General features: G+C 70.9%; 12 protein-coding genes. 11 read left to right on the top strand and 1 reads right to left on the bottom strand.

The window, feature by feature from the left end; translation table 11 throughout:
• The first annotated feature begins 196 nt into the window (after positions 1–196).
• The 9 genes from kamD (at position 197) to LZ198_RS31925 (ending at position 7,523) form a co-directional block, all read left to right on the top strand.
• Complete coding sequence (kamD, locus tag LZ198_RS31885; RefSeq protein WP_253975895.1) at positions 197–1,747, top strand: lysine 5,6-aminomutase subunit alpha; 1,551 nt, start codon at positions 197–199, stop codon at positions 1,745–1,747.
• Positions 1,744–2,217 (top strand): hypothetical protein, encoded by a 474-nt coding sequence (locus LZ198_RS31890; protein ID WP_253975896.1) that lies wholly within the window; start codon positions 1,744–1,746, stop codon positions 2,215–2,217. The genes kamD and LZ198_RS31890 overlap by 4 nt, the downstream gene beginning before the upstream one ends.
• 4 nt (positions 2,218–2,221) lie before the next feature.
• Positions 2,222–3,007: a lysine 5,6-aminomutase subunit beta gene (kamE, locus tag LZ198_RS31895; RefSeq protein WP_253975897.1), complete on the top strand. Its 786-nt coding sequence runs from the start codon at positions 2,222–2,224 to the stop codon at positions 3,005–3,007.
• Positions 3,004–3,402, top strand: a complete 399-nt coding sequence (kal, locus tag LZ198_RS31900; RefSeq protein WP_253975898.1) for a 3-aminobutyryl-CoA ammonia lyase — start codon at positions 3,004–3,006, stop codon at positions 3,400–3,402. Before kamE ends, kal begins: the two co-directional genes overlap by 4 nt.
• A complete protein-coding gene (kce, locus tag LZ198_RS31905; RefSeq protein ID WP_253975899.1) occupies positions 3,399–4,226 on the top strand; it encodes a 3-keto-5-aminohexanoate cleavage enzyme in 828 nt (275 codons plus the stop codon). The genes kal and kce overlap by 4 nt, the downstream gene beginning before the upstream one ends.
• 165 nt (positions 4,227–4,391) lie before the next feature.
• Complete coding sequence (locus LZ198_RS31910; protein ID WP_253975900.1) at positions 4,392–5,168, top strand: SDR family NAD(P)-dependent oxidoreductase; 777 nt, start codon at positions 4,392–4,394, stop codon at positions 5,166–5,168.
• Positions 5,158–5,949, top strand: a complete 792-nt coding sequence (locus tag LZ198_RS31915; protein ID WP_253975901.1) for a class I SAM-dependent methyltransferase — start codon at positions 5,158–5,160, stop codon at positions 5,947–5,949. Before LZ198_RS31910 ends, LZ198_RS31915 begins: the two co-directional genes overlap by 11 nt.
• Before the next feature lie 132 nt (positions 5,950–6,081).
• Positions 6,082–6,486: a hypothetical protein gene (locus LZ198_RS31920; protein ID WP_253975902.1), complete on the top strand. Its 405-nt coding sequence runs from the start codon at positions 6,082–6,084 to the stop codon at positions 6,484–6,486.
• 107 nt (positions 6,487–6,593) lie between these two features.
• Positions 6,594–7,523, top strand: a complete 930-nt coding sequence (locus LZ198_RS31925) for a hypothetical protein (RefSeq protein WP_253975903.1) — start codon at positions 6,594–6,596, stop codon at positions 7,521–7,523.
• A gap of 6 nt (positions 7,524–7,529) precedes the next feature.
• Here LZ198_RS31925 and LZ198_RS31930 read toward each other — a convergent pair whose 3' ends face one another.
• The gene (locus LZ198_RS31930) at positions 7,530–9,086 is read right to left on the bottom strand and encodes a ChaN family lipoprotein (protein ID WP_253975904.1); all 1,557 of its coding nucleotides are present in this window, start codon (positions 9,084–9,086) and stop codon (positions 7,530–7,532) included.
• Between the two features lie 115 nt (positions 9,087–9,201).
• Here LZ198_RS31930 and LZ198_RS31935 point away from each other — a divergent pair, with 115 nt between their 5' ends.
• On the top strand, positions 9,202–12,195 hold the full coding sequence (locus LZ198_RS31935; protein WP_253975905.1) for a TonB-dependent receptor plug domain-containing protein: 2,994 nt from the start codon (positions 9,202–9,204) through the stop codon (positions 12,193–12,195).
• Positions 12,195–13,028, top strand: coding sequence for a 5'-nucleotidase C-terminal domain-containing protein (locus LZ198_RS31940; protein ID WP_253975906.1), 834 nt, complete (start codon positions 12,195–12,197; stop codon positions 13,026–13,028). Before LZ198_RS31935 ends, LZ198_RS31940 begins: the two co-directional genes overlap by 1 nt.
• Positions 13,029–13,045 lie beyond the last annotated feature (17 nt).

Here is a 13,045-nt window from a genome sequence, read left to right on the forward strand (position 1 = left end):
CTCAATGAATTCAAGGGGTTGACGAGAACGGCTGACCTGTCGACACCGAAATGTCGGTTGAATCACCGTCTTTTCGGTGGGGGTGATCATCGTATTTTCGGTGTTGGTGGAGCGAGAACCGATAATGCGGTGCGGCAGCGCTATCTCGGTGTGCTTCCACGCTTCCGGTAGGCGGTTTGGCGGGTAAGGTGCGCCCATGCCAGGCCCGTTCATCGAAGACGCGCAGATTGCACACGCGCGCAAGCTGGCGGAGGAGATCGTCAACCCGATCTTCGACCTCATCCGCCGCAACACCACTGTTTCCATCGAGCGCACCGTGTTGCGCTTCTTCGGCATTTCCGGGGCGGGGGCCCGAGGAGTGCCGCTCGCCAACCTGATGGTCGACAAGCTGAAGGCCGCCGGGGTGCTCAACCGGGGCGCGGCCTATTGGTACGGCCGGGCGCTACAACTGGGGGCGAAGAGTCCGCTGGAGGCCGTCGAGCGGTTGACGGCGCTGCCCACGGACAAGCTGGGTCCGCTGCCTGCGGAGCAGGAGCAACGGCTGCGCGCCGAGGTCCGCGAGGAGGCTCGCGCGGCGTTGGAGGACATGAAGGCCCGCCTCGCGCAGCGCGACGCGCTCCGCCAGCAGTTCCCCATGTCGCCCGCGCCGCACAAGTACGTCATCGTCGCCACGGGCAACATCTACGACGACGTGGATCAGGCCCGGGCGGCGGCCCAGGCGGGCGCGGACGTCATCGCGGTCATCCGGTCCACGGCCCAGTCGCTCCTGGACTACGTGCCCCACGGCGCCACCACGGAGGGCTACGGCGGCACGTACGCGACCCAGGAGAACTTCCGCATCATGCGCGAGGCCCTGGACGAGGAGAGCCGCAAGCTCAAGCGCTACATCCAGTTGACCAACTACTCGTCCGGCCTGTGCATGTCGGAGATCGCCTTCTGCGCGGCCTACGAGCGGCTGGACATGCTCCTCAACGACGCGATGTACGGAATCCTCTTCCGCGACATCAACATGCGTCGCACCTTCATCGACCAGTACTTCAGCCGCCGCATCTGCGCCCTGGCGGGCATCATCATCAACACGGGCGAGGACAACTACATCACCACGGCGGACGCGTACGACGCGGCCCACACGGTCATCGCCAGCCAGTTCATCAACGAGTGCTTCGCCAAGCGGGCGGGCCTGAAGGACTGGCAGTTGGGCATCGGGCACTCGTACGAGATCGACCCGTACCGCGACGACACGCTCCTGTTGGAGCTGTCGCAGGCGATGCTCGTGCGCCGCTGCTTCCCGGACGCGCCGCTGAAGTACATGCCGCCCACCAAGCACAAGGAGACGGACATCTTCTTCAGCCACGCGTACGACGTGATGGCGGACCTGGTGGCCATCTGGACGCGGCAGGGCATCCAGCTGCTGGGCATGATGACGGAGGCCATGCACACGCCGCTCCTGGCGGACCGCTTCGTGGCGCTCAAGTCCGCCAACTACATCCACCGCGCGGCGCGGGGCATCGACGAGGAGTTCACCGTCCGGGAGGACGGGAAGATCGCCAACCGGGCCCGCGAGGTGTTCGCCCAGGCGATGAAGCTGCTCCAGGAGTGCCGCGACGAGGGCATGGTGGCCGCCATCGGCAAGGGGCACTTCGGCGACGTGAAGCGCGAGGAGACCGGCGGCAAGGGGCTCGACGGCGTGCTGGAGAAGTCGCCCGACTACTTCAATCCGTTCCTGGAAATCCTGGAGGCAGCATGATGCTCGGTACGCTTCTGACGATGGTGGTGGCCGCGGGCGGTTCGGCGGACGCGCTGGCGAACTTCCAGGTGAAGAACGTCGCGGTGCAGGTGCCGGCCGCGTGGCAGCGCTCGGTGGAGGACGGGTCGACGAAGTTCCTCGCCCCCAGCGGTGACGCCTACTTCCTGGTGGACGTGGGCACGGTGCAGACGGCGGGCATGAAGGCCCAGGTCTGCGTGGACAAGATCACCGCCGGCATCGGCGGCACGGGTTGGGAGAAGCTCAAGGTGGGCGGACAGCCCGCGGCGAAGCGGCTGGACTCCGACGCGTCCACCAACGGCGGCGTGGTCGACACCGTGACGTACGTGGGCTGTGACGGACGCACCACGTGGTCCATCGTCTTCTTCATGGAGCAGGCGAAGAAGGCGCGGTTCTCGACGCTGGCCGACAAGGTGGGCACCAGCGTGAAGATCCAGCGGGCGGGGAAATAGAGCGATGGTGAAGCCGAGCAAGCAGATCATCCGTCCCTACGGAGACCGTCGGGACGACGGGGTCGTGCAGCTGTCGTTCACGCTGCCGGTGCCCCTGTCGGAGAAGGCCAAGGAGGCCGCCGCCGTCTTCACTCGGAAGATGGGGTTCTCCGACGTGAAGGTGGCCGCCGCGGAGCGCGCCGCGGACAACTACACCTTCTTCATCGTGTACGCCCGCTCGGGCATGTACCTGGACTACGCCGAAATCGACGTGCCCGAGGTCGTCGTCAAGAAGATGTCGTTCGACGACCTCAACGCCTTCATCAAGGAGAAGGTGGGCCGGCGCATCGTCGTGTTCGGCGCGTGCACCGGCACGGACACGCACACGGTGGGCATCGACGCCATCCTGAACATGAAGGGCTACGCGGGCGACTACGGCCTGGAGCGCTATCCCGGGTTCGAGGCGTTCAACCTGGGCAGCCAGGTCCCCAACGAGGACCTCATCAAGAAGGCCCTGGCGAAGAACGCCGACGCCATCCTGGTGAGCCAGGTCGTCACCCAGCGCGACGTGCACAAGGACAACTCGCGCCACTTCATCGAGGCGGCGAAGGCGGCGGGCATCCACGGCAAGGTGCAACTGCTCTTGGGCGGCCCCCGCGTGGACCACAAGCTGGCGCTGGAGCTGGGCTTCGACGCGGGCTTCGGGCCGGGCACCAAGCCCTCGGACGTGGCCAACTACATCGTCCACGCGCTCCTCAAGAAGGAGGGCAAGGAGCCCCAGGACATGCACTTCCAGGGAGAGCCCACGTGAGCACGGGAACCAAGGCCATCATCCGGCTGCGCATGAGCAGCCATGACGCGCACTACGGCGGCAACCTCGTCGACGGCGCGCGCATGCTGGGCCTGTTCGGCGACGTGGCCACGGAGCTGTGCATCCGGGCCGACGGCGACGAGGGGCTGTTCCGCGCCTACGACTCCGTGGAGTTCCTGGCGCCGGTGTACGCCGGGGACTTCATCGAGGCGGAAGGGGAGATCGTCAGCGCGGGCAACACGTCGCGCAAGATGCGCTTCGAGGCCCGCAAGGTCATCCGCCCGCGCCCGGATGTGAACGATTCGGCGGCGGACGTGCTGACGGAGCCCGTGGTGGTGTGCCGTGCTTCGGGGACCTGCGTGGTTCCCAAGGACAAGCAGCGAGGTCAGCGATGAGTCCTCCCATGGTCCTCACCGCGGCGATGGTGGGCGCGGAGACGACGCGCGCCCAGACGCCGCACCTGCCCATCACCGCCGAGGAGATCGCCGAGGACGCCGCGCGCTGTCGCGAGGCGGGCGCGGCCATGGTGCACCTGCACGTGCGCACCCCGGACGGCAAGCCGTCGCAGGACGCGGAGCTGTTCCGGGCCGCCATCCGCGCCATCCGCGCGCGCACCGACGTGCTCATCCAGACGTCCACCGGTGGCGCGGTGGGCATGACGGTGGACGAGCGCTGCGGTCCGCTGACGCTGACGGGGGCGGACCGGCCGGACATGGCCACGCTCACCACGGGCACGGTGAACTTCGGGGAAGAGGTCTTCTGGAATCCCCGCCCGCTCGTGCGCGACATCGCCAGGCGCATCCGCGCCCTGGGCCTGCGCCCGGAGCTGGAGTGCTTCGACGTGGGGATGATCGACGAGGCCCGCTACCTGGCGAAGGAGGGGCTGGTGGAGCTGCCCGCGCACTTCGACTTCGTGCTGGGCGTGCCGGGCACGCTCCAGGCGCGGCCGGAGGTGCTGGACTTCATGATCGCCTCGTTGCCGGAGGCCTCCACCTGGACCGTGGCCGGCGTGGGCCGCTTCCAGCTCCCGTTCGTGGAGGAGGCGGCGAAGCGCGGCGGCAACGCGCGGGTGGGCCTGGAGGACAACATCTACGTGTCCAAGGGCGTGCTCGCGAAGGGCAACTGGGAGCTCGTGGCGGACGCCGCGAAGCGTGCCCGGGCCCACGGCCGCGAGCCGGCCACGCCCCAGCAGGCGCGCGAGCTGTTGCGGCTGGGCTGAGGGCGGGGAGGTCGTGCCCGCCGGAGTCCCACTGGGGCGGCGGCGGGCATTCGTCTGTCTGGGGCTGTCAGGACTCGAGGGCCCTGCGCGTCGGGCGTCGCCGGACGCCACCCGTTCGCTCGTGTTGCCGGACGGAAGGGCCCTGTCACCCGAGGGACCATTCGCATGGACACGGAGCTGAAGGGCAGGGGCGTCCTCGTCACGGGCGGCGCGGGCGGTATCGGTACGGCGCTGGTGCGCGCGTTCTCCGAGGAGGGCGCGAGGGTGGCGGTGCACTACCGCTCCAGCGAGGACAAGGCGCTGCGCCTGTCCCGGGACGTGGGCGGCGTGGCGCTGCGCGCGGACCTGACGGTGGAGGCGGAGGTGGACGCGCTCGTGCCCGCGGCGGTCGCCGCGCTGGGCCGCCTGGACGTGCTCGTGTGCAACGCGGGCCGGTACCCCGCACCGGACGAGTCACTCTGGGACATGTCGCTGGCGCGCTGGCGGCAGACGCTGGCGGAGAACCTGGACAGCGTCTTCCTGTGCTGCCGTGCCTTCCTGCGGCACATGGCGACCACGGGTACGGGCAACATCGTCATCATCAGCTCCACCGCGGGGCTGTTCGGCGAGGCCGGCCACACCGACTACGCGGCGGCGAAGGGCGCGCTGGCGAGCGGGTTCGTCAAGAGCTTGAAGAACGAGCTGGGGCGCGTCGCGCCGCTCGGGCGGGTCAACGTGGTGTGCCCCGGATGGACGGAGGTGGACCGCAATCGCGCGAAGGTGGCCGACGCGGAGTTCGTGAAGCGGGTGACCCGGACGATGCCCCTGCGCAAGGTGGGGCAGCCGGAGGACGTCGCGCGCGTGGTGGTGACGTTGGCGTCGGATCGCATCTCCGGCCACGTGACGGGCGAGGTCGTCACCGTGGCGGGGGGCATGGAAGGACGGGTGTTGCATGACGTTTGACGTGGATGTGCGGAAGTACAACCGCGAGGCATGGGACCGGCAGGTGGCGGCGGGGGACCGGTGGACCATCCCGGTGGGGCCGGAGGTCATCGCGGCGGCGCGGCGCGGCGAGTGGAGCATCGTCCTCACCCCGACGAAGCCGGTGCCGCGCGAGTGGTTCGGCGACATCGCGGGCAAGCAGGTGCTGTGTCTGGCGGGGGCGGGGGGCCAGCAGGCGCCCGTGCTGGCGGCGGCCGGGGCCCACGTGACGGTGCTGGACAACTCGCCCGGGCAGCTCGGCCAGGACCGGAAGGTGGCCGAGCGCGAGGGGCTGACCCTGCGGCTCGTGGAGGGGGACATGCGCGACCTCTCCGTCTTCGCGGATGGCAGCTTCGACCTCGTCTTCCACCCGTGCTCGAACTGCTTCGTGGACACCGTGCGGCCCGTGTGGCGCGAGGCGTTCCGCGTGCTGCGGCCCGGTGGGGCGCTCCTGTCGGGCTTCAGCAACCCGGTCATCTTCCTCTTCGACCCGGAGCTCCAGGAGCAGGGCGTGCTGCAGCTCAAGTACAAGATGCCCTATTCGGACTTCACCAGCCTGACGGACGAGGAGCGTCGACGGTACACCGACAAGGGCGAGCCCCTGTGTGTCGGCCACTCGCTCCAGGACCAACTGGGCGGGCAACTGGACGCGGGCTTCGTCCTCGCGGGCCTCTTCGAGGACCGGCACGTGTCGGGTGACGCGGTGTCCGAGTATTTCGACGGGTTCATCGCCACGCGCGCCGTCAAGCCGACGGGGCGGTGAGGTGGGGAGGAGTCCCTCCCGGGCCCCATGCGGGGCGGGATTTAACCTTCCGGGTCGCGCGGGGTTTTTCCTGGCATCGGGGGACGCGAGCGGGAGTGCCCGCGTCCCTCGGAACCACTGGAGAAACGAAACATGCGTCTGACGACCCTGCTGACCTCCTTCGCCGCCGCCTCCTTGCTGCTCGCCACGCCGGTGCTCGCTGGTGACGGCGACAAGGCCGCTGACGGACAGTGCTCGCAGCCCCACGCCCACGGTCACCGGGGCATGAAGGGCGGCAGGCACGGCGGCATGCACCTGGCGCGGATGGAGCACCGGCTCGACCGCGCCGTGGAGAGCGGCCGCCTCTCCCAGGCCCAGGCCGACCAGTTCAAGGGCGAGATGCGCCAGCTCCGCGACGAGACGAAGGCCCAGCGCGACGCCGCGGGGGGCCAGCTCACCGAGGAGCAGCGCACCCAGTTCAAGGAGCGCGCCCGCGCCCTGCGCGAGAAGGTGAAGGCCGCCCTGAAGGAGACGGCGCCCGCGAAGCAGGAGACCTGACGGGCGGAAGGGGAGGGGAACTTGCCGCGTGAGTGGTGACGCGTGCGAGGGAGTCGGGACGTCGGGCAGACTCACGGGAGCCGTTCCTCCTTCGCGTGAGGTCGCGTGTGCGCCTGCTTCGATTCGCCGTGCTGATGTTCTGGGGCGCCGGGTGCGGCGCGCATTCGCGGCGCCAGCCCGAGCCCCTTCCGGGCCCGGACAAGGCCGAGCCCGTGCAGCCGTCCGTGGATGACGCGGAGCTGCTCCGAGTCCAGCGCAGCGCGCTCTACATCGTCGAGGCGGAGCGGGCGGCCATCCGCGCCACCGACATCCTCCTGGCGGACGAGACGTTGGACCGCTCCCGGCTGCAGTGGTTCTTCACCCTCCCCTTCGGTGGCGCCTGGTACGGGCTCTTCGGGAAGGTGGATGACGCGGGGACGTTCAACCCGTCCTATGCGCTGAAGGCGCCGTTCGAGGCACCGGAGTGGATGGAGCGCATCCCCGTGGAGGGCCTTCCCACGGACTTCAGCCACGTGGCGCGCGCGGTGCGGACCGCGGTGCAGACCGCGCACGAGGCGTTCGGCTCCCGGCGGGTGAACCTGGTCGTCCGGCTGGAGGCGTCGGGCGAGCTGACCGTCTACGTGCTCCAGGGCAGCCACCATCCCGGGCGCGTGAACCTGGGCGGCGACTTCCGGTTCCGCTTCGGTCCGGACGGGCGGACGCTCCTGGAGAAGACGCAGCTCCACCAGGGCGTCTTCGAGGCGCGGGCGCCGAGCGGGGACACGTCCGAGGGCGCCGAGGTGGCCCTCCATACCCACGTGCTGTTCCCCGGGCCGCTCGAGACGGAGCTCGCGCTGGTGATGCTCTACCCGGAGCTGGGCATGCTCGTGGTCGCTCCGCAGGAGGCGGGCACCGTGTACGTCCTGCTCCCGGATGGAGCCATCTGGATCCGCACGGACGCGCCGGCGCAGCGGCGCGTCCTGAAGCCGGATGGGACGTTCGAGTTCAGCGACCTGGAGGCGCCCGAGCCGGCGCCGTCCCAGGCGGAGTCCCCCTGACGCCGCTCAATCGCGCAGGCGCTCGGCCCAGGTGAAGTACGAGGCGCGGGCGTCCGCGAAGGGGTCCCGGAACAGGGCCCGCACCGCGGCCTTGTCCACGTCGCCCGCGTCGAAGGCGCGGTAGAGCCGGTCTCCCAGCAGGTAGCCCAGCGCGTGGCTGACGCCGTGGAACAGGCGGTCCTTGCGCAGGGGGAGCAGCTTCACGGCCTCCTCCGGCGCCTCCACCTCGGTGGCCTTGTGGGCCAGGACGAAGGCGGCGATCTGCCGGTCCACGCCCCGGCTCTCGCCGAAGCGTCCCGCCCACTCGGCGAGCCCCAGGCAGGTGCGGCGCGGATTGACGAGCCGCGAGCCGAAGAAGCCGAGCGCCTCCTCCATGCACCGCGCATAGAACGCCTCGGAGGCGGAGCGGGGGGCCTCCATCGCGTCGCCCACCGCGCAGTGCCGCACGAAGTGCGCGGCCTCCTCCGCCGCGTGGTTCAGCGACAGGGACGCGAGGTACGCGGTGCGGGCGCGCGGGATGTAGCTGCTCTCGCGCGACAGGATGTGGCGGCGCAGTTGCGACAGCTCCGCCTGGGTGAAGCGCCCCCGGCGCTGGATGCGCGCCAGCACGTCCCCATCCGCCACCGTGGCGACCTCCACGGACTCCAGCGCGCGCACCACCGGCACGCCCGCGAGCCGGCCGATCAGCGCCGCCATCTCCCGGAAGCGCTCCGTCGCGCCCCGGTCCAGCAGGGGCGAGTCACCAGCCTCCGCCTCCAGGTAGTCCAGGAAGCTCTGCTGGCACACGACGGGAGAGGCGTTGAGGAGGCACACGGCGTCGTCGGACAGCTCCACCGCCTCGGCCACGCCCATGTGGCCCTCGCGGGCCAGCCGCCACCAGACCCCCTCCGCGTTCTGGTACACCACCAGTCCGCGACGCACGATGTCACCGAGCGCCTGCTCCACCTGCGCCGGGAGGTGACAGGGGGCGATGTGGTACTGGCCCACCAGGACGAGCACGAGGGGACGGTCCTCGGCGCGGGCGACCCGGGCGATGCGCTCGGCCGCGTACGCGTCCCGCAGTGCGAGCGAACGTTCACCCTGCGCGCGGCGGTCGATGCCCACGACCTCCAGGCGATGCCGGCGCGCGAAGGCGAGCAGGGTGCGCACCGTGCCGCCGGGGCCGAAGCCGGTGTCCTGCGTGCCGTGGCCCAGTCGGGCCAGCAACGAGCGCTCGGACAGGCGACCCGTGTTCCACGCGTCGAGCGCGGCCTGGTGCCGGCCCTCGATGCACTCGAGGGCGAGGACGACGCGACGCCCCGCGCCCAGCGCGCGCTCGGCGAGCTCCAGGTAGGTCTGCTGCGCGAGCGGCAGCGTGTGGTAGTCGCCGACGTAGACCACGTCCGCGGCGCGCACCCGCTGGTGCACGTCCGTCAGCGGCAGGACGCGCCGGTAGCTGGACGTGCGCCGCCGGTAGCGGGCCTCGTAGGTTCGGAATGCATTCGTGTGCCCGTCCACCACGCGGGCGATTTGCGCCCGCTGACGACGAAAGAGGGCGAGGTGCAGGGCGAGCGAGTCGCGCATGGAGTGCGGCGATCCCTCGCATGGCCTCGGAGACCCGGCAAAAAATCGGCGCGCGTGGTTGGCGTGGAGGCCCCTTCCTTGACTCGGGAATCGGAGCAAAGGACCATCGCCCTGCTTGAAGACCGCACTCGCTCGCGCGACCCTCCTCAGCCTCGTGCTCTTCGTGGCGGTACCCGTCCGCGCCGAGGAACCTTCGCTTCTCCACTCCGCGCCCGCGCGCGCCCAGGCCGGCCTGCCGCTGAAGCTGGATGGGACGCTCGTGGACGGCGCACGCATCCTCGAGATGTTCGTGCGCTACCGAGGTCCGGGGGAGCCCTACGCCCGCGTGCAGATGGAGCGCCAGTACGGCGACCTCTACCGCGGCATCATCCCCGCCGAGCACATGGCGGCGCCCGGCGTCGAGTACTACGTCGAGGGCGTCACCGCCGACGGCGAGCGCGTGGCGATCTTCCAGACGGCGGCCCGCCCCGCGCGGGTGCTGGTGGCGGGGGACTCGCCCGCGTCCACGTCCACGGCGAGCCGGCCCACGACGGGCCCCGAGTCGCGGCCGTCGATCTCCGCCGACACCGACGAGCGCCCCCCGGCGCGCCTGCCGATGCCGCCGCCCCCGTCCGACAAGCCGAAGGCGGGGACCGCGTCCTCGCGCCCGCCTCCGCCTGCGGCGAGCAGCGACGACTCGATGGCCGCGCTCACGGCGGAGCTGCCCGAGGAGGCTCCGCCGGCGCCCAAGACTCCGGCGCGCGCGACGCCTCCTCCTCGCGAGTCCACGTCGACGCCCACGCGCGAGCCCACCGCGTCGCCTCGCGCGTCGACCTCCGGCCGCGAGGTCGCGTCGTCCACGCGCGAGGGCGGGACGGGAGGCCGTGAGTCGGCTTCCTCCGGCCGTGGGGCGGGGGCCTCACACGATTCCCCATCCCACCGGGAGCCTCCGGCGGGCTCCAGCCGCGACGCCTTCGCGCCCATGGACGCGGAGCCGGGGCGCTCGGCGCTGGAGGACGACCTGGCCCTCTACAGCGCGGAGGACACGCTGGCGCTGGCGACGCGGCACGAGGAGAAGGTCCAGAAGGTGCCGGCCATCGGCGCGTCGTTCAACCGCGATCAGATCAGCGCGCTCGGGGCCCGCACGGTCGCGGACGTGCTGGACGTGGTGCCGGGGCTCACCGTCAGCCGGGACGTGCAGGGCTTCCATCGCACCGCCATCCGCGGCCTGCGCAACGACGCGGAGGTGCTGTTCCTGCTCAACGGCCACCGCCTCAACAACTTCTTCGACGGCAAGGCCCTGATGAACCTCCCGGTGGAGAACCTGGAGCGCATCGAGGTCATCCGTGGACCGGGTTCCGCGCTCTATGGCGCGGGCGCGTTCCTGGGCGTGGTCAACATCGTCACGGACACCTCGGATGGCCTGCGCACCGCGGTGTCCGCGGGAGGCTTCCCGGAGAAGGACGACCGGCTCGCCGTCACGGTGAACGGCCACGTCTCCGCGGGCCAGACGTTCGGCGACCTGCGGCTCTTCGCGGACGTGGACCTCTGGAGCCAGAAGGGGGACTCCAACATCATCACCCACGACAGCCTCGACGACGAGGCCATCTCCCAGGGCCTGCGCGCCGTGGAGGACCCCGCCGGGAGGACGCAGGACGACCGCTTCCTGCTCAACCTCGGCGGCGGCGCCACGTACGCCATGGGCGACGCGGGGAAGCTGGGCGCCTCCGTCCGCTTCCTCACGGAGAACCGCACCGCCCTGCTGGGCCTCTTCGACGCGGTGGCCGAGGACTCGGAGCTGAAGTGGAACGTCCTCATGGCCGACCTCTCGTGGGAGAAGAACGTGGGCGCCTCGGTGCTGCTGCGCGCCCGCGCGGGCTTCGACCAGCAGTCCACGGACCGGCGCTTCCAGCTGACGCCCAGCGGCTTCCGCACGGGCTCGGACGCGAACCAGCTCTTCGAGAACGGCATGCAGGAGCAGTCGCGCGTCTCCGTGCGCACGCTGACCGGCGGCCTGGACGCCGACGTCGCGCTGGCCCCCACCAATCGCCTGTCGCTGGGCGTCGTGGTGGAGCAGCAGTCGCTGGGGGATTACGAGTACGAGACGAACTACACGCTCGACACGCGCGTGCGCCCGGGGGGCTTCGCCCGGCCGGAGGGGCTCGCGGATCTGCTGGAGCTGGCGGACGGCGCCGCGTCCCGGCGCCTCAGCGTGGGCCTGTTCGCCCAGGACCAGTGGACGGTGGTCGATGCGCTGACGCTGACCTTCGGGGTGCGGCTGGACGCCACCCAACTGCCGGAGGTGGACGGCAGCGGCACCATCACCGGCACGAGCTTCGTGTCGCGCATCAACCCGCGCGTGGGCCTGGTGTTCTCCGCCACGGACTCACTGGTGCTCAAGGCCCTCTACGGCCGCGCCTTCCGCGCGCCCACGCTCCAGGAGCTGGCGGAGCGCATCCCGGACACCGACTACAGCCAGGGCCGCTTCGAGGGGAATCCCCGCCTGCAGCCCGCCACCGTGGACACCTTCGAGCTGGGCGCCGACCTCATCCAGTCCGCGGGTGACGCGCGCGTGCGCCTGCGCGCCAACGCGTTCCTGGAGCTGTTCTCCTCGCCCATCGTCCCCGTGGACACGTCCGGCAACATCGTGCCCCTGCGCAACCGCGAGCTGGGCGTGCGCGTGTACGGCGTCGAGGGCGAGGCGCGCCTGGAGGCCTCCAAGCGCGCGAGCGCGTGGTTCAACGCGAGCATCTCCCGCGCGCAGGACATGGAGCTGCCGCCGCAGTCCCGCCTGCTCACGGACACGCCCCAGGCCCGCTTCAACGCGGGCGTGTCGATGCCCATCGGCGCCTGGGTGAACTTCGATCTCGTGGTGCGCGCCGGCGCCGAGCGGCGCAACAACAGCCGCTCCGTGCTGGAGCTCATCCGCCGGTACAAGATTCCCGCCTACAGCCTCATCACCGCGCAGATCCGCAGCGAGCCCATCCTCGACATCTGGGAGGTGTCGCTGGTGGCGCACAACGTCTTCGACCACGACATGCGTGACGACGTCCCCCGCCCGGACCGCGTCACGGACAACCTCCCGCGCGAGGGCATGTCCGGCTACCTCACCGTGAGGGCCCACTTCTGATGCGTCCTTCCCGCTTCCTGCTCACCGCCGTCGCCCTGGCCTCGCCGCTGGCCGGGTGCATCTCGTACAACGATTCCTGCCAGCCGCTCGTGGCCGACCCGGAGGCCGTCGTCGGCTACCTGGGCGAGGACGTGCAGCTCGACAAGCCCTACACCCGCCACGCCAACAACGCGCTCGGCCAGCTCGTCGCGGACGCGTTCATGCACGCCGAGGACGGCTCGGCGCGCCCGGCGAAGCTGGGCATCGTCAACGGCGGCTCGCTGCGCGCCGAGGGCCTCTGCTACACGCGCATGTCCCTGAAGAAGGGGCCGCTCACCGACGGCGTGCTCCACGAGGTCATCCTCTTCGAGAACCTCGTGGTGACGGTGGACCTCACCGAGGACGAGCTCGTGCGGATGCTGGAGGCGAGCGTGGCCAGCCTCTACGGGGCGGGGCAGTCCATCACCTCGCCGTCCGGCGCCTTCCTGCAGGTCTCCGAAGGCACCAAGGTGCGCGTGGACTGCGAGCGGCCGGCCGGCTCGCGCGTGGTCGCCCTGGAGGTCGATGGCGCCACGGTGGCCCTGCCGCCGCGCCAGGACGCGAGCATCCGCTACCGCGTGGCCATGCCCAGCTTCCTGCTCGAGGGCGGCGATGGCTACGGCGCCGTGTTCGGCAACGCGGGCCAGGACCCGAACCGCAACCCCGTCCAGGCGCGGAAGCTGGGCGGGACGGACGCCAACATCGCGTCGGCGTACATGCGAGAGAAATACCCCACGACCGTCCAGGCGCTCACCGTGCATCCGCGCGTGGAGTTCGTGAACTGCGCGCTGCCCGCGGGGCCCTCCGGCGGGTGAGCGCCGGGGGCCGCGGG

The sequence above is a fragment of the Myxococcus dinghuensis genome (assembly GCF_024198235.1).
Classification (GTDB): Bacteria; Myxococcota; Myxococcia; order Myxococcales; family Myxococcaceae; genus Myxococcus; species Myxococcus dinghuensis.